Source organism: Bacillus sp. FSL R5-0709 (genome assembly GCF_038004785.1).
In the GTDB taxonomy this organism is placed as follows: Bacteria; Bacillota; Bacilli; order Bacillales; family Bacillaceae_G; genus Bacillus_A; species Bacillus_A mycoides.
On sequence record NZ_JBBORT010000001.1, the window covers coordinates 1,057,231 to 1,080,516 of the forward strand.

Sequence of the window (23,286 nt, forward strand, 5' to 3'; positions counted from 1 at the left end):
TATAAATGGTATACTAATATAGAAATAATATTAGGAGGTTATATATGATAAGTCAGTTGAAAAGAGAAGCACTTGATGCATTAAAAGGAAAATGGGGATTAGCGGTAGGGGCAACCTTATTACTTGGAATCCTTATTGGAGCTGTTGAACTTCTAATTACAGGTGTTTTCTCGATGTTTTGGGGTTGGGAGGAAGCAAGTGATTCGCTTATAGTAAGTATTATTGCAATGCTTGTTATTGGTCCGTTAACAATAGGCGCCTACTATCTTGTTTTAAATGTAATCCGTGAGACTAGTGCTCGCATTGGTGATTTATTTAGATGGTTTAGCGATGGAAGTAAGCTTATGAAGTCGTTTTTAACATATTTACTAATGTATGTATACTTGATGCTATGGACATTACTTCTTATTATTCCGGGTATTATTAAATCATTTTCTTATTCTATGACGTATTTTATTTTGAATGATCGTCCAGAATACACAGCGAATCAAGCAATTACCGAAAGTCGCCATATGATGAATGGACATAAAATGGATTACTTTTTACTATGCTTAAGTTTCCTTGGCTGGTTCATTTTAAGTATTCTTACTTTAGGAATCGGTTTCTTATGGTCTGCACCTTATTTCTACGCGACATCGGCAGCATTTTATGAAGAGATTTCAAAAGAATATTATAAAAAAGAAGGTACTAGCTTCTAATAAACCACCTAAACCACTTGTCCCCTAAAGAATATAGGGAACAGACGGTTTAGGTGTTTTGATATGTGTTCTGTTTTCGGGGTTCACTTCAGGGTAAGGTATAGGTTTTTATATAGAAATTCTTCCCTCTATGTTTTATCATAGAGGGTTATTTTTTTATGTAAAAATGATAGAAAATAATGAATAATATATGTAAAGGAAAAAGTGAGGTGAATGAGATTGAGTAAATTTTTAATGCCGTATTCATTTTCTATATTAAGTTTCTTTATTTCAGCAACGGCACTTGATTTATATGATAGGATGGGAAAAAATGATGAGATGATTTCGCCGACCATACTTGGAAAGGTAATTCAAGCTACTTCGCAAATGGGAGTCCTTACATTGTATTTCGGAGTACCTATTATTTTAGGCGGATGTCTTCTTGGTGAGCTATTGTTTAGAGGTATCATTTTACGATTTAAATTGAGCTATATTATATCTTTGCTATTATATCTACTTTTAGCTTTTAGTATTGTTTTCGTAACGGTAGGGATTCCAACTACATATGAAGATTCTAATACTCTTTTCATGGAAATAACTATGATTTGTGCTGTTACATTCTTTGTGAGTCGGAATATATGGGAGAAAAAAATCAGTTAATAATGGAGTGACAAAATGAAATAAACTTGTCCATGCTGCGGATATAAAACGTTAGAAGAAGAACCACCAGGTACATATGAAATTTGTAACATATGTTACTGGGAAGATGATCCTGTTCAGTTTAACGATCATGACTTTGAAGGTGGAGCAAATGAAGTTTCGTTAAGGCAAGCACAGAAAAATTTCATTGCATTTGGTGCTTGCGATGAATGTTTTGTGGAATCAGTTAGAAAGCCGACTAGTGAAGATGTGAAGGACGCTAGTTGGAAGCAAATTTGTTAAATAGCTTTAAATAAAAATGTTATTACTCAATGTAACAAGAGTAATAACATTTTTTTATGCAATGATGAAAGAATTAACGACGTCTTATAAGATAAAACAATAAAGATGATACAGTAATAGGAAGGCCAGTATCCAAAAAGGCATTTAAATTAAAGGATAGAAAATCTCTGTCGTTAAACCACGTAAAGAATAAATGATTGTAGGAAATACCTAGCAGTATAAATAAAGGAATGCCGATTTTTAATTCATGACTTCTTTTTATTTTTTTATAACAAAATTCACCTAATAAACAACCGATAAGAATGGGGATACTGCCAAGAATAATATACATAATGATTGATACCCAAATTGGTCCCCATGAATCTGCAAAATTGGGAACTCGTGTATACTGTAAAACATTTACAATGACAGAGGAAACTAGTAAGCATGTTAAATAACTAATTATGAATTTTTTCAATAGAATCATCCTCTTACTATAGAAGTTATGTAAAATGATATAAAAAAAAGCATCTAGCAAAAGTACTAGATGCAAATAAAAACACACGGGAAGACAAAATTCTTCCCGTTTCCCGTAAGTAATTATATCAAAAAATTTATAAAAAACTAGCTTTATTTTTAATATAATGAATGTGTGAGGCTATGAAAGTAAAAGATAACACTATTTTTATAGTGTTTTATTAAAAAAGGAGTTGTATAAATGATTAATTTCAAACCAGAAAATTTAAACCAACTATTAAAAGTGACGCTTATAAGTGCGAATAAGTCTTATGATGCGATTAAAGAGTATGAATTTACGGGAGAAGCAGTAGTATTCCGTGTAGACTTCGAATATATTGACGTTTCTCTAATGATTATAGATATGTTAGGAAGAACTGCTTCTAAATTTAACATTTTGCCATACGCTCGCCCTAATACGAATGAGATAGATTACATTCAGTTTCAGGTGTATTCCATTAATGAAGGGAATTTTAAAGAAATGCTCGACACAATGTAAGGAACTATAATTTTACAAAACTGTATATAACAACTAATATATAATTAATAAATTCATATAATTGGAGTGATGAGATGCAGCCGTTAGAGAGGGAGATTCATTCTAATATGCTAAAAGTGTGGAGAATTCATGCTTTAATTGGGGCGGCGGTTATACTAGCAGTCGTAATTGCGTATTTCTTTTTTATGATTAACTTTAACTGGTGGGGCTGGTTGTTTGGATTGTTAGTGACAGGAGCAGTTATATACATACCACTCGACTATTTTGTATTTCCAAATTTACGTCAACGTTATTATAGTTACAGATTAAATGAAGAAGAGATTGAGATTCAAAAGGGAATGTTCGTTGTGAAGCGCGTACTTATTCCGATGATTCGTGTGCAGCACGTAACGATTGAGCAAGGACCAATTATGAGAAAGTATAATTTAGCAGAATTACATATTTCAACAGCGGCAACTTCTCATAGTATTCCAGGTTTAACGAAAGAAGAAGCAGAACAGTTGAAAAGACAAATTGGAGAGCTTGCGAAAGTGAGTGATGAGGGTGTATAAGAGGCAACATCCGATCACGATATTGTTAGGTATTCGAATTGCGACTTTGTTGCCTTTTATTTTTCTTGTTTTATTTCGTTCAGATGGTGAAGTAAAACCTTGGTATTTCTTACATCTTGTTCTTTTGTTTGTATTATTTATTATGGCTATTTTTTCAGCTGTAAAATGGTATTTCAAAGTATACTGGGTTGAAAATAATATTTTACATATAAAACACGGTGTTTTTGTGAAGAAGGAAAGTTATTTAAATAAAGATCGTGTGCAAAACATTAGTACATCTTCTAATGTCATTTATCAAATGCTTGGGCTTACGAAATTAAATATAGAAGTAGCGGGCGGCGGTAGTGAGCCGGAAGTGATGTTAGCTGGTATTAAAGAAGATGAAGCGAAGGAACTGATTGCCTTATTAAATAAAAAAAGAAGCGCTGCGAGTGAAGAAGTAACCATGGCAGAAGAAAGTAAGACGATTTATCAGTTAACGATGAAAGAGATTTTAGTAGCTTCCATTACGTCTGGTAGATTCGGATTAGTGTTTTCTGGATTACTTCTTATTTACACAGAGTTTAATCAATTTCTTCCAGAATGGCTCATAAATAAAGTGGAAGCGTATGTGATGGATAACGGTGTATATGAATTAATCGTTATGGCCGCGATTTTAATGGCGGTTTCGTGGGTCGTTTCGACAGCTGGTTATGCGCTAAAATATGCGAACTTTAAAATAGAGCGAAACGGAAATGAAATTCGTATTGTGCAAGGGTTATTTGATAAGAAAGAGTTTGTCTTAAAGCTCCACCGCATTCAAGCAATTACTGTGAAAGAAGGAATTCTCCGCCAGCCTTTCGGTTATTGCTCTGTCGAAGTGGAAGTCATTCAAAGTATAGAAGCCGCAGGGAATGAAGTGATGTTACATCCTTTTATGAAGAAAAAAGATGTACAGCAGCTACTTGCCTATTTACAGTTACCGTATGAAATAGAAGAGGAAATCGTTCATTTACCGAAGGCTGCATTACGCCGTTACGTCGTAATGGGCTGGATTACAAGTGCTGTGCTCGCTGTGCCAATCGCTGGTGCGAGTATATATTTTAAACAACATACTGCGTTGTTCGTTCTTATACCGCTATTTATTGTATTTACAATACTTGCATACGCTAGATATAAAAGTGGTGGATATATGATACGAGACAATCAGTTAGTAATGGTGCACCGAGGTCTCGCGAAATATACAGGGATCATGCGAAGAAGGCATATTCAAGTGGTCGGATACAATCAATCTTATTTTCAAAAGAAAGACGAGTTATGTACAGCTGCTGTAGCGGTGGCGGGACATGGTTATGAAGTGAAGCATATGCGAAAAGAAGACGCGCTTCGCATATATAATTGGTATAAAGAAAAAGGAAACACCGGTGTGTAATGGTGTTTCCTTTTTTGTGTGTCGTCATTTGTCGATAAGTCGATATATTTCGAGTTGCGCCGATATATTCGAAAAATCGCCGATATAATTTCACATACCGCTGACTCCGAACTCCGAAAATTAAACTAACACATCAAAAGTAGTCACGAACGACGGGCGAGAGAAAATGCTTTTTTGCTGTTCTGCATGTGGATGCGCCTGAGCCTGAGCCTGTGCTTGTCCTTCTGCTTGTGCAGGGCGTTTTTTATGAGCGTTTTCGAATGAACGTGATTCTGTCCAGTCTTTAAAGTTTTGCTCAGTTTCCCACATCGTTAAGATGACATATGTATCATTACTTAATGGGCGAAGAACACGGATTGCTTGGAAGCCAGGCTCATTTTCGATTAGACCAGCACGGTTTTTAAAACGGTTTTCAAATACAGGGCGACCTTCGTCTGTTACAGAAATGTTGTTACAAACGATGTAGCCAGATTGTCCTTTAAATTCTCCAACAGCGTCTAATACGTCATACTGAAGTGTCGATTCTACAGATTCTTCAGTATTTTCTTTATAAAACATATCTTTTTCGTTATTTTTTGCAGTGAAATGTGCTTGTTCTAGAGGTGTTTCGTATGAAATAATAGCCTTCATTTTAATGCCCCCTTTATGGTTTGTCTCTATTATATCAATTCTCTTAAAAAACTTCGAAGATTATATACATAAAGATACTTCTTTTTCAAATAATAAATGTACCATCATTTGGAAAGAAGGCCGATGTATGAAGAAAGCAAAGTGGACTTTATTAGGCGGGTTAGCAACGTTCGTAGTAGCGATTGTACTCTATAAACTTATTGTGTTAACTGGTGGCTATATGATGGATGAAAAGCAGCTTGTTTTCCACTCTTCATCACGTATCGTTGACCAGAAAGGAAAAGAAATTACGAAGTTATATGTAGAAAATAGAGAGCTCGTGCCGATTGAAGAAATTCCAAAGTACGTGCAGCAAGCATTTATTGCTGTGGAAGATTCTCGTTTTTATGAGCATCAAGGAATTGATTACCCTTCTATATTTCGGGCGCTTTATAAAGACGCGTTAGCTGGAGAGAAGGTAGAAGGCGGTAGTACGATTACGCAGCAACTAGCTAAAAACGTCTTTTTAACTCGCGAAAAAACATTTACGCGCAAATTGAAAGAGGTCGCAATTTCTCTTCAATTAGAGCAAAAATATACGAAGCAGCAAATTCTTGAAATGTATATGAACCATATTTATTTCGGTCATGGGGCATATGGTATTCAAGCGGCAGCAAAGTTGTATTTTAATAAAAATGTAGAAGATTTAACAGTGGAAGAGGGAGCTATGCTTGCAGGGCTTCCGAAAGCGCCAAATGGCTATTCACCGTACTTATCCCTAGAAAAGAGTAAAGGGCGCCGTGATCTTGTTTTGTCACTTATGCATAAACAAGGCTATTTAACAGCGGAAGATAGTGTTCGTTACCAAGGGAAAACAATAGCTCTTTATAAAAATTCAGATGAACGTGAACTCGCATATATGCCGTATATCGATATGGTTATAGATGAAGCGGCGCGTTTATATGGTTTATCGCATCAAGAAGTACTGCGCGGAGGATATACGTTTGTCGTACCGATGGATGAAAAAGTTCAAAAGGTAGCATATAACCAGTTTCAAGATGCGAGAAATTTCCCTGGTAAAGAAAACGGGGCGCAAGGTGCATTTTTATTAATGGATAATCAGACTGGCGGAATTAAAGCCGCGATTGGCGGAAGAGAGTATGTTCCGAGAGGGCTTAATCGCGTTTTTGCAAAGCGGCAGCCTGGTTCTGTTTTAAAGCCGCTTATCGTATATGGACCTGCACTTGAGACGAAGAAATATAATCCATATTCTTTATTAACGAATGAAAAAAGTTCGTTTGAAGGTTATGAACCTCGAAATTATAATCATGAGTATACGAAAGAGATGACGATGTACGATGCGGTATTAGAATCAGCAAATGTGCCAGCTGTATCTTTATTAAATGAATTAGGGGTAGATGAGGGAAAGCAATATTTAGAGAAAGGGAATGTTCATATTGCGGACTCAGGTTTAAGCACAGCACTTGGCGGGCTAAAAAATGGTGTGTCTCCATTTGATCTTGTCAAAATGTACCGATCTTTTTTAGCAAACGGGAATATTATCGAACCGCACGTTATCGATAAAGTATTAAATAGACACGGGGCGGTTATTGGAGAATCATCAAAAGCTGAAACGAAAGTCTTTTCGAAGCAAACGGCATGGTATATGACAAAGATGCTTGAAGGAGTTGTGAAAGAAGGTACGGCGAAAGCTGGCGTATATAATGGAGCTTTAGCTGGAAAAACAGGCACAACTTCATTGCCGAATGATGACAATGGTGCGCGTGATATGTGGTTCGTTGGATATACACCGAGTTTAGTAGGTGCAGTTTGGATTGGCTATGACCGCACCGATAAAGAGCATCAATTACAAGATGGAAATGCATCTGCAACGATGTTATTTAAAAAGATTTTAACGAAAGCAAACATACAAGATAAAGCGAGTTTTCATAGGCCAAAAGGTGTTGAAACAATTGGACTGCCAATTCGTTTAGATAAGATTCAAAACGTGGAAGCAAAACTAGCATTTAGTCCTTTCGGTTTATTTGCAATGAAACTAAGCTGGACGCCGCTTCCTGATGAGCGAATTATGTATCGGATTTATAAAGTTGAAAAAGGAATTCATACTCACGTTGGAACGGCAAAAGGAACGGGGAAATATGAGGAGAAGTTTATTAATATATTCTCAAAACCAAGTTTTTACGTTGTGCCATATAACACACAAACGAACCGTGAAGGAGAAAAGTCAAAAGTAGCTAAACCGTAGTTTTTCTCTGTGCTATAATAAGAATGTTGTGAAAATAGTAAACGTTTTTACGAACGTTTGTGTCAATTTAATGAACAACGTACATAATGTTATGCATTTTGTTTTTACAAGCTGTATAGTAAAAAAAGATAAATATCGGAATAGAGCATATTTAAAGAAAAAGCATTGGTAAGGAAGGGAGCTAGGGTCTTGGTAAGAACTATAAATGAGACATTTTTAAAAGCATGTAGGGGGGAACGTACAGAGTATGTACCAGCATGGTATATGCGTCAAGCAGGTCGTTCACAGCCGGAATATAGAAAGATAAAAGAGAAATATTCTTTATTTGAAATTACACATAATCCAGAGTTGTGCGCTTACGTTACAAAGTTGCCAGTTGATCAATATAACGTAGACGCAGCAATTCTTTATAAAGATATTATGTCACCACTACCTGCAATTGGTGTTGATGTGGAAATTAAATCTGGCATTGGTCCAGTTATCGATAATCCAATCCGTTCTTTACAAGACGTAGAAAAATTAGGGGAAATCAATCCAGAAGATGACGTACCTTACATACTAGATACAATTCGTTTATTAACGACAGAAATGTTAGATGTACCGTTAATCGGTTTTTCAGGAGCTCCATTTACGTTAGCGAGCTATATGATTGAAGGCGGTCCTTCTCGTAACTATCATAATACGAAAGCGTTTATGTATGCAGAGCCGAAAGCTTGGTTCGCATTAATGGATAAGCTAGCAGATATGGTTATTACATATTTAAAAGCGCAAATTAACGCAGGAGCAAAAGCGGTTCAAATTTTCGATTCTTGGGTTGGAGCAGTAAATGTAGCGGATTACCGTATATTTATTAAACCAGCGATGGAGCGTATTTTTGCAGAAGTTCGCCCGATGGGTGTTCCAATGATTATGCACGGCGTAGGTGCTGCACATTTAGTGAATGAATGGCACGACTTACCGCTTGATGTAGTAGGTTTAGATTGGCGCTTACCGATTGAAGAAGCACGCGCACGTGGTGTTCACAAGGCGGTACAAGGAAATATGGATCCTTCATTCTTATTAGCACCTTGGTCTGTTATTGAAGAACATGTAAAAGGTATTTTAGATCAAGGGATGAAGCAGCCAGGTTATATCTTTAACTTAGGTCACGGCGTATTCCCAGAAGTAAATCCAGATACATTAAAACGCTTAACTACATTTATTCATGAGTACTCTAAAGAACAGTTAGCGAAGTAAAGGAGATTGTCTGTATGAAAAAGAAAATTGGTTTGCTTGTAATGGCATACGGAACGCCATATAAAGAAGAAGATATTGAACGTTACTATACACATATTCGCAGAGGAAGAAAGCCAAGTCCTGAAATGCTAGAAGATTTAACAGAGCGTTACCGTGCAATTGGTGGTATTTCTCCTTTAGCTACTATTACATTAGAGCAAGCTAAAAAGTTAGAAACGCGTTTAAATGAAATACAAGATGAAGTAGAGTACCACATGTATCTTGGTTTAAAACATATTGAACCGTTCATTGAAGATGCAGTACAAGCTATGCATGAAGATGGAATAGAAGATGCAATTGCACTCGTTCTTGCCCCTCACTATTCTACTTTTAGCGTGAAGTCTTATGTAGGACGAGCGCAAGAAGAAGCAGAAAAACTTGGAAACTTAACAATTCACGGCGTCGATAGCTGGTATAAAGAACCGAAATTTATTCAGTATTGGGTCGATGCAGTGAAAGGTATATATAACGGTATGTCAGAAGCAGAACGTGAAAAAGCAGTGTTAATCGTATCTGCACATAGCTTACCAGAAAAAATTATCGCACTCGGCGATCCATACCCGGATCAATTAAACGAAACAGCTGACTATATTGCACGTGGTGCTGAAGTAGCAAATTATGCAGTTGGCTGGCAAAGTGCCGGAAATACACCAGATCCTTGGATTGGTCCAGATGTACAAGATTTAACGAGAGAATTAAATGAAAAGTACGGCTACAATTCATTCGTATATGCACCAGTTGGATTTGTTGCGGAACATTTAGAAGTTTTATATGACAATGACTTTGAGTGTAAAGTTGTAACGGATGAAATTGGCGCGAAATATTATCGTCCAGAAATGCCTAATGCGTCGGACGCATTTATCGACTGTTTAGCAGATGTAGTATTAAAGAAAAAAGAATCTGTAATGTAAGTAGAAAGGGGGAGCTTACTTGAGGAAAAAAGTTGTGATCATCGGCGGTGGCATCACAGGATTAACAACAATGTATAACTTACAAAAAGAAATTCGTGAAAAAAACTTGCCGATAGATGCATTGCTTATAGAAGCGTCTGGTAAACTTGGCGGGAAAATTCAAACCGTTCAAAAAGATGGATTTACAATTGAACGCGGTCCTGATTCTTTCTTAGCAAGAAAAGAGAGCGCAGCTAAATTAGTGAAAGAATTAGGACTTGATGCTGAACTTGTAAATAATAAGGCTGGTCAATCGTTCGTTCTCGTAAACAATCGGTTACATAAAATGCCGAGCGGTTCAATGATGGGAATTCCAACGCAAATTACGCCGTTTCTATTTTCCGGATTGTTCTCCCCAATTGGTAAACTAAGAGCTGGTTTTGACTTATTAATGCCTAGATCAAAACCAGTTTCTGATCAATCACTCGGGCAGTTTTTCAGGCATCGCCTTGGAAATGAAGTCGTTGAAAATTTAATTGAGCCATTATTATCTGGTATTTATGCAGGGGATATTGATGAAATGAGTTTAATGTCAACATTCCCTCAAATTTATCAAATTGAACAGGAGCACCGTAGTATTTCACTCGGTATGCGTACGCTCGCTCCAAAGCAAGAGAAGGCTGAATTGAAAAAAGGAATATTTAAAACTGTGAAAACCGGTTTAGAATCTATAGTAGAATCTCTTGAAACGAAGATTCCTAATGATATGATAATGAAGGGAACTCGTATCGAAAAGGTTGCAAAACTTGGTGATAGTTATACGATTACGCTTAGTAACGGAAAAGAAATGGAAGCAGACGCGATTGTAGTTACGACGCCGCATAAAGTATTGCCATCTATGTTTGCGCAGTATAAGCAGTTTCGTTTCTTCCGTAACATTCCGTCTACATCAGTTGCAAACGTGGCACTTGCTTTCCAAAAGTCTGCAATTCAGCGTGATATTGATGGTACCGGATTTGTCGTATCAAGAAATAGTGATTATACAATTACAGCGTGTACGTGGACACACAAAAAATGGCCACATACAACGCCAGAAGGAAAAACGCTTCTTCGCTGTTACGTCGGACGCCCAGGTGATGAAGCGATTGTCGAACAAACTGACGAAGAAATTGTGCAGCTCGTACTCGAAGACTTACAAAAGACAATGGATATTACAGAGGATCCAGAGTTTACAATTGTAAGCCGCTGGAAAGAAGCGATGCCTCAATATACAGTAGGCCATAAAGAGCGAATGAAAAAGCTCACAACATTTATGGAGGAAGAATTGCCAGGTGTGTATTTGGCAGGTAGTTCTTACGCTGGTTCTGGTCTTCCGGCTTGTATTGAGCAAGGTGAGTTAGCGGCGAAACGTGTGTTATTTCATTTAGAGAAAGTAATGGAGACTAAATTAGTCGCACATTAAAATATTTCAAACAAAACGCCTTCAATTATATTGAAGGCGTTTTGTTTATTGGATAAAATACCTTTAGTCAATAAACCTATATAAGTTATTTTGTATTATAGTTTGAAAACTTGTAAATTAAATAAATTTTGTGTAAAACTTGTCGAAATATAGTTCTATATAACGAATCATTTGATATGATAGAAATGTTGAGAAAATATGAAATAGGGAGAGGGAAATGGCTGTGAAGAAATTATTAAGTGTCTTTTTATCATTGATGTTATTGCTTTCATTTACTGGAACTTTAGCGCAGGCGGAAGAAACTACTTCTATGTCAGTAGAAAAAGCAATTCAAGTATTTAAGCAGCAAGGGAAAACGAAGGGGATAGTGGAAGGATATATCGTTGGGTATACGCAAAGTCCTTCTAAATACACGAAAGATCCGGCTAAGTTTGACGACACAAACGTGGCAATTGCCGATTCGCCAAACGAAACGAATCCAGACAAAATCATGCCTGTTCAATTGCCAAAAGGCGATGTGAGATCGGCAGTAAATGTGAAAGACCATCCTGAAAATATCGGGAAGAAAGTTAGGTTGACAGGGACGCTTGAGTTATATTTCGGTAGCCCAGGTTTAAAATCAGTAACAGCTCATAAGTTTCAAGGAGAAGAACAAAACCGCGTTAGCGATGTAGTGGCATCACCAAATGGTGGGGAAGTTGCAAAAGGAACAGCAGTAACATTAACAACGAATACAGAAGGAGCAACAATCTACTATACGTTAGATGGCTCTAATCCTACAAACAAAAGTGTTCGTTATAACGGACAAATTGTAGTGAATGAAAATAGTGTAGTGAAAGCAATCGCTGAAAAAGAAGGGCTTACTTCTTCAGCAGTTTCGACATTTTCATTTATAATCGTAACAAATGAACCAGTTCGTATTCATGATATTCAAGGGAAATCACATATTTCTCCTTACAATGGGAAGAAAGTAAACAATGTGGAAGGCGTTGTCACAGCGCTTGATAAAAATGGTTTTTATATAGAAGATAATCAGCCGGATAATGATCCAGCTACTTCTGAAGGTATTTACGTATACAAAAAAGATGTGAATGTAGCAGTAGGAGATCTTGTCCAAGTTGATGGAGAAGTAGAAGAATATGTTGGGCCTGGATATGCAGAAAGGTTTGACACAGATTTAACGACGACGGAAATTAAAGCGAGCCGCGTTGCTGTCATCGCAAAAGATCAACCTTTACCAGCGCCGATTGTACTTGGAGAAAACGGTGTGAAAATTCCTGATCAAATTATCGATAATGATGCATTCGGTTTATTTGATCCAAATGAAGATGCAATCGACTTTTATGAAAGTGTAGAAGGTATGCGCGTTACGATGCCAACGCCAAAAATTATTGCCCCTCAGAAAAACGGGAATTTATATGTAACAGTAGAAAATGGCGGGAATAAAGTCGTAACGAAATATGGCACACCTGTATTAGATGAAAATCAATTAAACCCAGAACGTCTTTCTGTAAAAGTACCTCGTGATTATGTAGCAAAAGTAGGAGATACTTTTACTGGAGATATAACAGGGGTAGTCGGATATGATTACGGTTCGTTCCGCATTGCGCCAATAACGGAATTACCATCTGTAGTGGACGGCGGATTTAAGCAAGTAGGGGCAAATATTCAGCCTCGTCTTGATAAGTTAACAGTTGCTACATATAACATTGAAAATTTCTCGGCGAATAAAAAAGAAACAACAGATGAAAAAGTAAAAGCGTTAGCGTATTCTATTAAATACAATTTAAAAATGCCAGATATTATCGGTGTAGAGGAAATGCAAGATAACAATGGATCAATTAATGACGGTACAACAGATGCTTCATTAAGTGCAAAACGTATCATTGATGCAGTTCTAGAAATTCGTGGACCAAAGTATGAGTATGTAGAAATTGCTCCGAACAATAATCTAGACGGAGGAGCACCAGGAGCTAATATTCGCGTCGGTTTCTTCTACAACCCATCACGCGTGAAATTAGCAGCAGTACCGAAGTTACTTGATAAAAATGTTGTTCGCATTGGAGACGAAAGTTCATTATTTGAAAGTACACGTAAACCGCTTGCAGCAGAATTTACGTTCCAAGGACAAAACGTTGTTGTCGTTGCAAATCACTTAAACTCAAAAATAGGAGATGCAACGCCATTTGGAAAAGTGCAGCCGCTCGTATTAAAGAGTGAAGAAAAACGAATTCAGTTAGCGCAAGAAGTAAATCACTTCGTACAAGGAATTCAGAAAAAGAACACGAATGCACCAGTTGTTGTGTTAGGGGATATGAACGATTTTGAGTTCGCTAAACCACTAAAAGCACTAGAAGGAACAATCTTGAAAAATATGTTAAACACAGTGCCGAAAGAGAACCGCTACACGTACATTCATGAAGGAAATGCACAAGTGTTAGATCATATTTTAGTAACAAACAACATCGCACCATACACAATTGTAGATCCAGTGCACTTAAACTCAAACATTATGAAAGAGCATGGACGTGTAAGTGACCACGATCCAGTACTTGTTCAAATTGATTTGAAGAAGGCTTCTTAAATAGTCGAGAAAGAACGCTTAGAAATATACTAAGCGTTCTTTTACATTATTAGGGATTTTTATGATAAAATAGATTGAATATTCATTCTTTGATACAGGGAGGTGTAGACATATGGTAGCCCGAATAAACGGGAAATTAATGAATCAGCTTGCAATTTTTTTTAGTACGATCGTCATGCTTCAGTTTGTAGCTGATATAACAGGGCTTACACAGACTCTAGATAGTATGTATTATTTAATAAATACCGCAACTTCCTATATAACGTTTAGTTTGGCGGTTATTTTTACTTTAATCGGTGCAAGAAGAGAATTAAGTAAATATGCAATTATTGCATTATGTTTAGTGGTAGCTATTAAAGCGATTTATTTTGCGGCGATCGTTATTTTATGGGGATTGGCAGGTACGCCGTAAAGGGGAGAGGATTAAATGAGTATTGAAAATATAAGATTGATAAATGTAAATGATAATAAGAGCGTAATTCTCTAAGCTAACTTAGGGAATTACGCTCTTATTCGTTCAATTATTTAGTCCGAAATTGCTTGAAACGCTTTTCTACACCGATCTCTTTTTTGCAGTCTTCTTCTATATTTTTTTCTATCCCGCTTTACTCCTTGTATATACATAAATAAGCTAACGAGAAGGAAGAAAGCACATTGCATCGTTAAAATGTACGGTGACATGCCTTGCAATGGTTGTTTCGGATCATATAAATGAATAGGTGCTCCGCCTATTGAAGGAAATATTGTATTTAGCAGGACGTAAGGAATGGAGGCAACTGCAAATGGAAAGAGAATTGCCATATAGTCCTTTTGTGACCATACAGATGCAGCAAGTCCTAAAAGAGCCATTAAACCTGCAAATAAAAAATTAATTCCGATATATACAGTAATGTAAGTGAGAGGCGTATCGAAATATAGGTTTGCGAACATTCCATCAGCATTTATGATGCCTGAACCAATCGTAGGTGTTCCGTCTGGAATGGTTAATTTGCAAAATAATAACGATAAGATGAATGGAAATGTATAAAGAAATCCTCCGCAAAAAAACGTAACGATATATTTCATTACTGAATAAGGAAATATAGAAATTCCCTTACTCACAAACGGTTTAAAACCATCTGACTTATCCGAATTGTAACTTGTACTAAAGGGGAAACTCGCAATAACTGGCATTAATAATAAATAAACATCCATTTCATTGTCACGAAATCCGATCCATTTTATATCTGTTGAAATAGGTCCACTCGCTGCGTCTCCTAAATAACGAATTACATAGTAATAGTGATAAATACAAATAAGAACGAATCCACTAAACATAATAATTAAAGAAATACGACTACAAAAAGCTTGCTTTATATTTAAACGAAGCGCACGCATCATGACTGAAAAAGCCTCCACTATTTTGATAAACTTGTCTATTTTCTATATTACTATTAAATGTAAAGATTTTCTTGTTTTTTTATTTGATTATTTGAAAAAAGGGAAATTTGTTGTCGTTAAGTAAGGTTTAATCATATATCTTAAGAACACCTTTTCTTTTTCTCTTTTCTTCTGATACACTATGACAGTATTATATAACTTGACTTTAATTTTTTTATACTGGAAATAATAAAAAAGAGAACTTGTATAGAATGTAAGCGTGTGGTAATATCAAAGATGTACTGATTGACTATATTATCCAATTGGTCATTTTTGGAGGTGACGATGTGGCGATAGATCGAAAACGTTCTATTATTGAAGCTGCAACAAAGTCTTTTTCAGCATTCGGTTATAAGGCGACGACGATGGATCAAGTTGCGAAGTTAGCGAATGTAGGAAAAGGAACAATTTATACTTTTTTCAAAAATAAAGAAGAACTATTTGGTGAAATTATTTCTAATTTAATTACAGAAATGAAGCAAGTCGCAAAAGACGCAATTCGTTCAGATATTTCATTTTTTGAAAATGTACATAGAGCATTATATAGCATATTAGAATTTAGAAAAGAACATCAGCTCATGATTAAATTAATTCAAGAAGAGCGCGATATGGGAACGAAAGAAGTACAAGAAGTGATGCAACAAGTAGATGTGGAAATCGTTTCTGTTATTCAATCTTATTTAGAGATTGCAATTGAAAAAGGTGAAATTAGCAAATGTGATCCAGAAATTACAGCGTTTATTATGCTTCGCCTATACGTATCGCTTATTTTTGATTGGGAAAAAAATCATGAACCGTTAGAAAAAGAAAAAATCTCAGAATTATTCGAACTTTATTTACTAAAAGGATTGTCAAATTAAGATAATCCTTTTATTATTATAAAAAATGACTAATTGAACAAATTGGTCAATCGTATAAGGAGGATGGTTAAATATAATCATGTAGATGAAAATGTGCATAGTATAAATTCGGGGATAAGGCATATGTATGAACAGATATAGCCTTTTTATTTGGGTAAAAATGACCATAAATGAATTTCGGTCATTTTAAAAAAGGGGGATAAATTATGAAATGGCATAAGTTGCTTAGTAAAGAATTTGCAGAGATTATAAAAAGTAAAAAAATATTAATCCCAATCATTGCGGTTTTATTTGTACCGATTTTATATGCGGGTATGTTTTTATGGGCCTTTTGGGATCCGTATGAACAGCTAGATGACTTGCCAGTTGCGGTAGTCAATTTAGATAAAGGTGCAGAACTTGATGGGAAACCAATTGAGGTCGGGAAAGGGCTCGTTGATAACTTAAAAGATAATAAAAGTTTTAAATGGGAATTTGTAAGTGAAAAAGAAGCGAAAGAGGGAATGGAAGGCAGAAAGTATTACATGTTAGTACGTATTCCAGATGACTTCTCAAGTAACGCTACAACGTTATTAAAAGACGATCCAAAACCATTAAACTTAGAATACATTCCAAATGAAAGTTTAAACTTCTTATCTTCACAAATTGGCGGAACAGCAATTGAAAAAATTAAAAGTGAAGTATCAAGCACGTTAACGAAAACATATGCAGAGAAAATGTTTGATTCCATTAAAGATGTCTCAAAAGGATTAGCAGATGGAGCGGACGGAGCAAATAAGTTACATGACGGAGCTAGTGAGTTGCATGATGGATCAAGTAAAGTGACGGATGGACTCCATACACTTCAAGGGAAATCTGGGGAGATGAAAGATGGAGTTCAGAAATTAGCAGATGGATCTAATAAATTAGTAGATGGGTCAGGCAAAGTAACAAACGGTTTAAATACGCTAAATAGCAAAACAGGTGAAATGCAAATAGGTATAGGGAAATTGCAAGATGGGTCTCAGAAAGTAACTGATGGTTTGAATACATTAGCAAATAAATCAGGTGAATTAAAAACAGGAACGAATGAATTAGCGAACGGTATGGAAAAGCTTGTTGGAGGACAAAGTCAATTAGAAGAAGGTTCTCAAAAAATTGAAAATGGTTTGCAAGATTTAAATAGTACAGTAAAGCATTCTGTTGTAGGTTTAGAGGAAATGCAGGCGAAAGTTCCTTCTATATTAAATACTGTAAATGAGAAAATGAACGGAGCTGCAGAAAACGTAAATCAGTTAAATGAATTTACTCAATCAACAGCAGGAGATGCAAAAACTGCAGCGCAAGATGTAGCTAATTTGCAAAAGCAAATCGAGAGTTTACCAAAAGAATATCAAGAGAAGTTACAACCATATATAACAAATGCGGCGAAAAGTACAGCGACAGTTCAGCAGAAAGCTATTGGAGTAGCAGGTGGAACAAATAAATTAAATGAAGAAGTAAAACAATTAAAAGGTGAAATAACTCAAACAACAAGTGATGCGCAAAACAAACTACCGAATACAGCGAAATTGCAATCTTTAACGGAGGGTATTGAGAAATTACTGAATGCGCAAAACGAATTTGTAAGCAAATTTCATGGATTTGGTGAAGGATTAAGTAATGCCAAAGTAGGTGTAGATAAATTAAATAACGGGTCAGGTCAATTAATTGATGGAGTAACTCAATTAGCAGATGGCTCAAGTCAAGTAACAGGCGGTTTAGGTACATTATCTGTAGGAGCAAGCCAAATGACAGGAGGAATAACGCAATTAGAGGATGGCTCAAGTCAAGTAACAACAGGCATAGGTACTCTAAATGGTGGTCTAAATAAAATGTCAACTGGCTCAACACAGCTAATCGACGGCGTAAATAAACTAGCAGACGGCTCTGGAAAAGTGACTGACGGACTCGTAAAAGTAAACGACGGTTCAGGTGAACTTGCTGAGAAGCTTGGTGAAGGCGCAGAAAAAACGGGAGAAGTAAAAGGAACGGATAAAACGTATGATATGTTTGCAAGTCCTGTAAAAGTGAAGACGGAGAAAATGGCGGAAGTTCCAAACTACGGAACTGGATTTACACCGTATTTCTTATCACTCGGTTTATTTGTTGGGGCATTACTATTATCAATCGTATATCCATTACGTGATACAGTTGGCGTTCCAAAATCAGGATTTAGTTGGTTTATTAGTAAGTTTGGTGTTTTACTATCAGTCGGTATTATTCAAGCAATAGTAGCAGATGTCATATTACTATTCTGGTTAGGTGTAGAAGTACAAAGTATTCCATACTTTATACTCTTTAGTATTGTTACGAGCTTAGCGTTTATTTCATTAATTCAATGTTTAGTAACAGCATTCGGTGATGCAGGGCGTTTCATCGCCATCATCACATTAATTATTCAGCTTACAACAAGTGCTGGAACATTCCCACTAGAGTTGATTCCGAAGTATTTACAACCATTTAATGCTTGGTTACCGATGACATATTCTGTATCAGGATTGAAAGCAGTCGTATCAAGCGGAGACTTTAACTTCATGTGGCAAAATATTGGGATACTCATGATCTTTATCGTTGTATTATCACTTGGAACAATTGCTTCATTAACTTGGATGCATAAGCGACAATTTAGAAATGTTGCTGAAAATCAATCGGTTGAAGCGTAAATAAGGAACATAAAAAAGGCACCGAAATGGTGCCTTTTTTATTGGTCTTGTTTTATTGGATGAGAAAGTTCATTTGTTTTTCTATTTTTACGGAACAAGTATATAACAATACTTATAAGAATAATTGTAGCTACAATCCAAACAAATGGACCATATCTTTCAGCAAAAGTATATAGTTTCATGTTGCTGGCAATGTCCTCTTTTGTTTTTCCTATTAGAATTTCAGAACCACTATACCCTTCAAGTGTATCTCCTTTTTTTATACCAAAAATAAGAGTGTCTGATTTGTTTTCTATTCCTGTATATCGGTATCCTTTACCTTTAATTGTTAATTGAGTATCATCCTTTTTTAGTGAGTAATCTTCGGTGGAAATATCTTTTCCTGACAGTGTAATTGGTTCCATCGAAAAACGGATTTCTTTTAATGCAGGAAGAGCCTCATTGTTTAGTAAGAGCTGCTTTGCAATATGCTGCTCGGTATCAATGTTTTTCCAATTTGCTTTTCGTCGTTTATACGTATTAATTTCAAGAAGTGCAAATTCTTTATTTTGAAGTTTTTCCTCTGTAATAGGTTGCGCGGTAGTTAATGTTCCTTTTAATAAAATCACACCGTCTTTTGCAGATTGAAATGAAGAGACCTCCTTCGTTTCTTTTAATGTATTGATAGCACCTCTATAATCTTCTTTTCCTAAAAGAACAGCTCCCGTATGTACGGTTAAAATAAGATATAGGATGCTTAATACTATAATAGCTTTTTTCACTATTTTCCCTCCAAAATATGTATAAGTTAATTGTAACATAATTTTCCATATAAAATTTTCAATTTGAATAATAGGTTACAGGAATGAGAGTGATAAGTAAATTAAGAGAAGTGTGGATGAGAGAAGTAAAAATGAAAGAGAAATACAGTTGTAAGAAAGGTGAACTGTACTTCTCTTTTAGATGAAAAGTATTTTATTCCGTAAAATCCCAATTGGTGTAGGCTAATAATCCGTGGGGGATGAACAAAATCCCCCACGGATTAAAGTTTCACTTTATTGAATTCTTTTCTCTGTATTACATTTAAAAAACCCTCAATATTCGAGCTTAAAATTTGGCCCACCGTTATATATTCGTCTTCATAGTAAAATATTAGTTTTTTATCAAAGAATGTTCTTTTCGTCTCTATGGATAGAATTTTTTTATATTCAAATTCCACAATCAATGCATTTTTACAACATTTGAATGATTGTCCATAAAAAATAACCCTCCTATTAGTGGCAAGTAACACTCCGGAACGAGGGACATTATGTGTAATAATATAGCCAGTAAGTGAACATCTTAAAGTGGATAAAATATTTTCTTCATGATGTAATAGTTGTTTTGCATCCGCTAAAATTTGATTCATTGCATATAATCCTTTTTTATTTAAAATACAATCTATATGGATATTATTATAGCAAGAAAGACCATACACCAAATATGTAACATTGCATATTTGGTGTATGGTCTTTCGAATATTATTCAGAATGGTTCTTACTTTCCAAAGAGCATCTTTTCCTTAATTTTACTATATTTTATGTGTAGCCTAAACGAAAGAAAGGAATCACAACAATTTGAATAGAATCATATTACAGGGGAGTTGATAGTATGAGACAAAAATCTCGCTTCTATTTCATCATATATCCGCTAGTCTGCTTCTTAGTTTATACACTATCTCCGATTTTGTTTCATAAAAAAGAATATACGAGTATGAAAGACATAGTGGGAATGATTGTAACCTATTATATTTTAATTGGTGGATATTACTTTATTGATTTTTTAAGTAAAAGAATAAAGAAAAACGGTAAAGTTTAATAATATAAAAACTGATGGAGGAGAACGAAATGACCGAAAGCCAAATGAAATTTCGTGATACGACCATTCGCAACTTTTTTGATAAAGAGGACCGCTTAAAATCGATTCCAGGTCAAAAAAAGAAAAAGTTAGTCTTATTGGAACATTTGATTAGAAAGCTGGATGCTGGAAACCAATATACAGAAGAAGAAATTAATGCGTTCGTAAAACAGTATCATGATGATTTTTGTACGATAAGAAGAGAATTTGTTATACATGGGTTTATGGACAGAGAAGACAATATTTATAGTGTGAATGCGAGGGAAGAGTGGACGAGGTGGGAGATGTTATAGAGAGCTCTAATTGTGTAAGAACCTGTTTTCATATCTTTGCTGTATTAAAATGATGAATGTAGCGATAAAGGAGGGATTGTCTTGCAAGCTAGCAGTCTTATGCATGAAGAATTTTCGAGGAAGCCATCGGTTTTTGGGATTTTCACTTCACCGACATTACAATTCAAAAGGATGAGGAATCAAAGAAATATATTCCTCCCATTAACTCTTTTAATTTTACTTATTATCATTTCAAGCGCCTTAATTTCCTGGAATTCTTTACATAACCCTGCACTTAGTATGTTTCATGATAAAACTGGATTTACTGTTCCAAAATACATAACTTTCTTTACTTCATTTGGAATTTCTACAGTAAGTGGAATAGTAGCTATATTTTTTGCGCCTATATTCTATAAAAACATTATGATTTTTTTTGGAGTCGATATTAACTACAAGGAAACATTTCCTATCATTATCTATGCATCTTTTGTATTAAAATTAGGGATGCTTTTAAACGGATTGATTGCGTTCTCCCTTGGTGGATATGAGTTGTCCTATACAGGTTTAGGTGCGATAGCAACAGATAATATGGTTTTACATGCAATCGCTCAAAGGATAGATATATTTAATATTTGGTATTACGTTTTATTAGGAATAGGCTTAAAAACAATTACGAATTTAAATGAAAATAAACTTGTCACTCTCATTATTGTGCTTTTCGTTTTTACTAGTGCATTAGCAAGTATATCTGGATTTATGCAAGAAATATCTAAATTACAATAAAAGTATATTGGATTATATTTTTATTCATTTGTATGAAGAAAGGTGGTTTGGCTATGTGCCAAACCACCTTCTTTCATTCTTTATGGTAAATTATGAAATACTGTGATCCAATCTTTCTTTCTGAAGAAGATGATGTGAAAAATGCATAGAAATGAGCTGGAACCACTCTGGAGCATTTAAGTACCCAAGTCCAGGATGCTCCACTTTACAATCATTTGGAATAGAAGCAAGCATTGGTTCAATGTTTTTTACAGCTGTAATTAATTTTAGAAAACGCTCCTGTATCTCTTCTTTGCATGATGGATTTTCAGGTGTGTATCCAGAGCGATTTGGCACTTTTATTTGTATAGGAGGGAAAGCACCCATTGTATATACTTTTTCACCCATATCCGTTTTTTTGTTAGCTACAGATGGTGTTTCAGTTTTACATTTCTCAATTGCATCTAATTGCATATATGTAGCAGCTAGCAGATGGTTATACATTTGACCGAGCGACCATTCTTCTTCAGAAGGTTTTTTTCTAAATTGTTCAATCGTATATTTGTCTAATTCCTTCACATAACACGTTGCTAAACTTTCGAATTTCTCTAACATAACAGTACTGTTCATATTGGTATCCCCTTTTTAAGAAAATGTATTTGTTAATACCTACAATAAAGGAGGGATGCTGACAACATTATGTCAGTAGTAAAATAAAAAATTAAAGTTTTAACATTTTTTTTACTTCATCATATATTTTCTCAGAAAGAATTTTTGGCTCTAGTACTTGCACTTGGCTCCCCCAGCTTAATACCCATTGAAATACTTCATCTATACTTCTTGATTTCAAAAAGACATGAAAACCATTATCTTTATGCTCGTATGAATCTATAAAAAAGTATCGTGACTCAACAATTTTATGTGCAATATGGGATGGGAATAATAAATGGATCGTAACAGTTCGATTGTTTTCAGGTTGATAGTCTTGTAAAGAAAAGTCTTTCGGTTTTGTAAAGAATTCTTGTTCTTGCTGTAATGTATCCATACGGTCTAAACGAAAATTACGTATTTGTTTTCGAAGTAAGCAATGAGCAACGATGTACCAAATTCCTGAAATATTGACTAAACCGTAAGGATGAACGGTCCGTTTTATTTTTGTAGTTTCTCTTGGTTTACGATAAGAAAAAGAGATAGCTTGTTCTTTTTGAATAGATTCTTGCAATAAGAAAAGTTGGTTTTCTAGTTGTTCTCGCTCGGGTTGCTGATGCGAAAATATAGGAGAAAGGAAACGGAAAGTTCCTCGCAGCTCTTCAACTTTCTTTTTTTGATCAGTAGAGAGGACAACCTCAAGTTTCTCTTTTGCCGATTGCGCATGTACAGAAAAAGAAGAAGTGAAAGTTTTCTCGATATAATCACCGCCTAATAAAAGAGTAACAGCCTCTTCCGGCGTAAGCTGAATGGGTGGCAAGAAATAACCATCCATTAATGAATAGCCGTGACCAGGCATTGAAAAAATGGGAACGCCGGATTCGCTGAGTGCGTCCATATCTCGATAAATAGTGCGTATACTTGTCTCAAATTTTTCAGCTAAGCTTTGTGCTGTAACGGTTTGTTTTCTTTGTAATTCAATTAATATAGCTAATAAACGATCCGTCCGATTCATGAAATATCATCCTTTATTTTATAAATATTCTTATTGTGAACTTCTAAAAGTAGTATGTAATTCCCTGCCATTAACAGACTTTTTCCTATG

The 23,286-nt window shown here is 35.4% G+C and carries 23 protein-coding genes and 1 pseudogene; 17 read left to right on the top strand and 7 right to left on the bottom strand.

From position 1 onward, the window contains the following. Positions 1–44: 44 nt before the first annotated feature. From MKX37_RS05400 to MKX37_RS05410, 3 genes and pseudogenes are all read left to right on the top strand, one after another. Entirely contained in the window at positions 45–698 is a 654-nt protein-coding gene (locus tag MKX37_RS05400) for a DUF975 family protein (RefSeq protein WP_050001287.1), read from the top strand. A 213-nt stretch (positions 699–911) separates the two neighbouring features. Further along, positions 912–1,337, top strand: a complete 426-nt coding sequence (locus MKX37_RS05405; RefSeq protein ID WP_139367919.1) for a hypothetical protein — start codon at positions 912–914, stop codon at positions 1,335–1,337. Between the two features lie 24 nt (positions 1,338–1,361). Then, positions 1,362–1,619 (top strand): annotated as a pseudogene (locus tag MKX37_RS05410) (CPCC family cysteine-rich protein); the annotation flags it as partial. Between the two features lie 73 nt (positions 1,620–1,692). Here MKX37_RS05410 and MKX37_RS05415 read toward each other — a convergent pair. Further along, positions 1,693–2,076: a hypothetical protein gene (locus tag MKX37_RS05415; RefSeq protein WP_078422069.1), complete on the bottom strand. Its 384-nt coding sequence runs from the start codon at positions 2,074–2,076 to the stop codon at positions 1,693–1,695. Between the two features lie 240 nt (positions 2,077–2,316). On the opposite strand from MKX37_RS05415, the gene MKX37_RS05420 reads away from it, so the two are divergent. The 3 genes from MKX37_RS05420 to MKX37_RS05430 all read left to right on the top strand — a co-directional run bounded on the left by MKX37_RS05420 (position 2,317) and on the right by MKX37_RS05430 (position 4,575). After that, positions 2,317–2,613 carry a hypothetical protein gene (locus MKX37_RS05420; protein ID WP_003187801.1) on the top strand — a complete coding sequence of 99 codons (297 nt, stop codon included), beginning with the start codon at positions 2,317–2,319 and terminating at the stop codon, positions 2,611–2,613. 74 nt (positions 2,614–2,687) lie between these two features. Continuing rightward, a complete protein-coding gene (locus MKX37_RS05425) occupies positions 2,688–3,164 on the top strand; it encodes a PH domain-containing protein (RefSeq protein ID WP_002186468.1) in 477 nt (158 codons plus the stop codon). Next, positions 3,157–4,575, top strand: coding sequence for a PH domain-containing protein (locus tag MKX37_RS05430; RefSeq protein ID WP_078422070.1), 1,419 nt, complete (start codon positions 3,157–3,159; stop codon positions 4,573–4,575). The genes MKX37_RS05425 and MKX37_RS05430 overlap by 8 nt, the downstream gene beginning before the upstream one ends. 120 nt (positions 4,576–4,695) lie before the next feature. On the opposite strand, the gene hmoB is transcribed toward MKX37_RS05430, so the two are convergent. Beyond that, positions 4,696–5,205, bottom strand: a complete 510-nt coding sequence (gene hmoB / locus MKX37_RS05435; RefSeq protein WP_002168949.1) for a heme-degrading monooxygenase HmoB — start codon at positions 5,203–5,205, stop codon at positions 4,696–4,698. Between the two features lie 127 nt (positions 5,206–5,332). Between hmoB and MKX37_RS05440 the strand changes: the two genes are divergently transcribed. The 6 genes from MKX37_RS05440 (at position 5,333) to MKX37_RS05465 (ending at position 14,073) form a co-directional block, all read left to right on the top strand. Continuing rightward, positions 5,333–7,450: a transglycosylase domain-containing protein gene (locus tag MKX37_RS05440; protein ID WP_078422071.1), complete on the top strand. Its 2,118-nt coding sequence runs from the start codon at positions 5,333–5,335 to the stop codon at positions 7,448–7,450. Between the two features lie 189 nt (positions 7,451–7,639). Beyond that, a complete protein-coding gene (gene hemE / locus MKX37_RS05445) occupies positions 7,640–8,686 on the top strand; it encodes a uroporphyrinogen decarboxylase (protein ID WP_002134838.1) in 1,047 nt (348 codons plus the stop codon). A 14-nt stretch (positions 8,687–8,700) separates the two neighbouring features. Next, complete coding sequence (gene hemH / locus MKX37_RS05450) at positions 8,701–9,636, top strand: ferrochelatase (protein ID WP_016119775.1); 936 nt, start codon at positions 8,701–8,703, stop codon at positions 9,634–9,636. Between the two features lie 19 nt (positions 9,637–9,655). Continuing rightward, positions 9,656–11,077: a protoporphyrinogen oxidase gene (hemY, locus tag MKX37_RS05455; protein WP_016126676.1), complete on the top strand. Its 1,422-nt coding sequence runs from the start codon at positions 9,656–9,658 to the stop codon at positions 11,075–11,077. A gap of 217 nt (positions 11,078–11,294) precedes the next feature. Then, positions 11,295–13,661 carry a DUF6359 domain-containing protein gene (locus tag MKX37_RS05460; protein ID WP_002186465.1) on the top strand — a complete coding sequence of 789 codons (2,367 nt, stop codon included), beginning with the start codon at positions 11,295–11,297 and terminating at the stop codon, positions 13,659–13,661. A gap of 112 nt (positions 13,662–13,773) precedes the next feature. After that, positions 13,774–14,073: a hypothetical protein gene (locus tag MKX37_RS05465; protein ID WP_002168944.1), complete on the top strand. Its 300-nt coding sequence runs from the start codon at positions 13,774–13,776 to the stop codon at positions 14,071–14,073. A gap of 113 nt (positions 14,074–14,186) precedes the next feature. Here the strand turns inward: MKX37_RS05465 and MKX37_RS05470 are convergent, their stop codons facing one another. Then, positions 14,187–15,041, bottom strand: a complete 855-nt coding sequence (locus tag MKX37_RS05470) for a hypothetical protein (RefSeq protein WP_078422072.1) — start codon at positions 15,039–15,041, stop codon at positions 14,187–14,189. A gap of 326 nt (positions 15,042–15,367) precedes the next feature. Between MKX37_RS05470 and MKX37_RS05475 the strand changes: the two genes are divergently transcribed. Both MKX37_RS05475 and MKX37_RS05480 read left to right on the top strand, forming a co-directional pair. Continuing rightward, the gene (locus MKX37_RS05475; RefSeq protein ID WP_002168940.1) at positions 15,368–15,940 is read left to right on the top strand and encodes a TetR/AcrR family transcriptional regulator; all 573 of its coding nucleotides are present in this window, start codon (positions 15,368–15,370) and stop codon (positions 15,938–15,940) included. A 206-nt stretch (positions 15,941–16,146) separates the two neighbouring features. Further along, entirely contained in the window at positions 16,147–18,624 is a 2,478-nt protein-coding gene (locus MKX37_RS05480) for a YhgE/Pip domain-containing protein (RefSeq protein WP_050000051.1), read from the top strand. 38 nt (positions 18,625–18,662) lie between these two features. Here MKX37_RS05480 and MKX37_RS05485 read toward each other — a convergent pair whose 3' ends face one another. Then, complete coding sequence (locus MKX37_RS05485; RefSeq protein ID WP_002168938.1) at positions 18,663–19,424, bottom strand: hypothetical protein; 762 nt, start codon at positions 19,422–19,424, stop codon at positions 18,663–18,665. A 221-nt stretch (positions 19,425–19,645) separates the two neighbouring features. Then, entirely contained in the window at positions 19,646–20,011 is a 366-nt protein-coding gene (locus MKX37_RS05490) for a PH domain-containing protein (protein WP_078422073.1), read from the bottom strand. 242 nt (positions 20,012–20,253) lie between these two features. Here MKX37_RS05490 and MKX37_RS05495 point away from each other — a divergent pair, with 242 nt between their 5' ends. The 3 genes from MKX37_RS05495 to MKX37_RS05505 all read left to right on the top strand — a co-directional run bounded on the left by MKX37_RS05495 (position 20,254) and on the right by MKX37_RS05505 (position 21,554). Next, entirely contained in the window at positions 20,254–20,460 is a 207-nt protein-coding gene (locus MKX37_RS05495) for a hypothetical protein (protein ID WP_002125823.1), read from the top strand. Positions 20,461–20,489: 29 nt separating this feature from the next. Then, positions 20,490–20,792, top strand: coding sequence for a DUF2087 domain-containing protein (locus MKX37_RS05500; RefSeq protein ID WP_002168936.1), 303 nt, complete (start codon positions 20,490–20,492; stop codon positions 20,790–20,792). An 81-nt stretch (positions 20,793–20,873) separates the two neighbouring features. After that, positions 20,874–21,554 (top strand): Yip1 family protein, encoded by a 681-nt coding sequence (locus MKX37_RS05505; protein ID WP_002168935.1) that lies wholly within the window; start codon positions 20,874–20,876, stop codon positions 21,552–21,554. 90 nt (positions 21,555–21,644) lie between these two features. Here the strand turns inward: MKX37_RS05505 and MKX37_RS05510 are convergent, their stop codons facing one another. Beyond that, positions 21,645–22,163, bottom strand: coding sequence for a DinB family protein (locus MKX37_RS05510; protein WP_002168934.1), 519 nt, complete (start codon positions 22,161–22,163; stop codon positions 21,645–21,647). 91 nt (positions 22,164–22,254) lie between these two features. Further along, positions 22,255–23,196 carry a helix-turn-helix transcriptional regulator gene (locus MKX37_RS05515; RefSeq protein ID WP_002168933.1) on the bottom strand — a complete coding sequence of 314 codons (942 nt, stop codon included), beginning with the start codon at positions 23,194–23,196 and terminating at the stop codon, positions 22,255–22,257. Positions 23,197–23,286: the final 90 nt, after the last annotated feature.

Excerpts from the sequence above, each read along its gene's own strand:
- MKX37_RS05400 (WP_050001287.1), top strand. The coding sequence starts at position 45 with ATGATAAGTCAGTTGAAAAGAGAAGCACTTGATGCATTAAAAGGAAAA.
- MKX37_RS05405 (WP_139367919.1), top strand. The coding sequence starts at position 912 with ATGAGATTGAGTAAATTTTTAATGCCGTATTCATTTTCTATATTAAGT.
- MKX37_RS05420 (WP_003187801.1), top strand. The coding sequence starts at position 2,317 with ATGATTAATTTCAAACCAGAAAATTTAAACCAACTATTAAAAGTGACG.
- MKX37_RS05425 (WP_002186468.1), top strand. The coding sequence starts at position 2,688 with ATGCAGCCGTTAGAGAGGGAGATTCATTCTAATATGCTAAAAGTGTGG.
- hmoB (WP_002168949.1), bottom strand. The coding sequence starts at position 5,205 with ATGAAGGCTATTATTTCATACGAAACACCTCTAGAACAAGCACATTTC.
- MKX37_RS05440 (WP_078422071.1), top strand. The coding sequence starts at position 5,333 with ATGAAGAAAGCAAAGTGGACTTTATTAGGCGGGTTAGCAACGTTCGTA.
- hemH (WP_016119775.1), top strand. The coding sequence starts at position 8,701 with ATGAAAAAGAAAATTGGTTTGCTTGTAATGGCATACGGAACGCCATAT.
- MKX37_RS05460 (WP_002186465.1), top strand. The coding sequence starts at position 11,295 with ATGGCTGTGAAGAAATTATTAAGTGTCTTTTTATCATTGATGTTATTG.
- MKX37_RS05465 (WP_002168944.1), top strand. The coding sequence starts at position 13,774 with ATGGTAGCCCGAATAAACGGGAAATTAATGAATCAGCTTGCAATTTTT.
- MKX37_RS05470 (WP_078422072.1), bottom strand. The coding sequence starts at position 15,041 with ATGATGCGTGCGCTTCGTTTAAATATAAAGCAAGCTTTTTGTAGTCGT.
- MKX37_RS05480 (WP_050000051.1), top strand. The coding sequence starts at position 16,147 with ATGAAATGGCATAAGTTGCTTAGTAAAGAATTTGCAGAGATTATAAAA.
- MKX37_RS05485 (WP_002168938.1), bottom strand. The coding sequence starts at position 19,424 with ATGTTACAATTAACTTATACATATTTTGGAGGGAAAATAGTGAAAAAA.
- MKX37_RS05490 (WP_078422073.1), bottom strand. The coding sequence starts at position 20,011 with ATGAATCAAATTTTAGCGGATGCAAAACAACTATTACATCATGAAGAA.
- MKX37_RS05495 (WP_002125823.1), top strand. The coding sequence starts at position 20,254 with ATGAGACAAAAATCTCGCTTCTATTTCATCATATATCCGCTAGTCTGC.
- MKX37_RS05500 (WP_002168936.1), top strand. The coding sequence starts at position 20,490 with ATGACCGAAAGCCAAATGAAATTTCGTGATACGACCATTCGCAACTTT.
- MKX37_RS05510 (WP_002168934.1), bottom strand. The coding sequence starts at position 22,163 with ATGAACAGTACTGTTATGTTAGAGAAATTCGAAAGTTTAGCAACGTGT.
- MKX37_RS05515 (WP_002168933.1), bottom strand. The coding sequence starts at position 23,196 with ATGAATCGGACGGATCGTTTATTAGCTATATTAATTGAATTACAAAGA.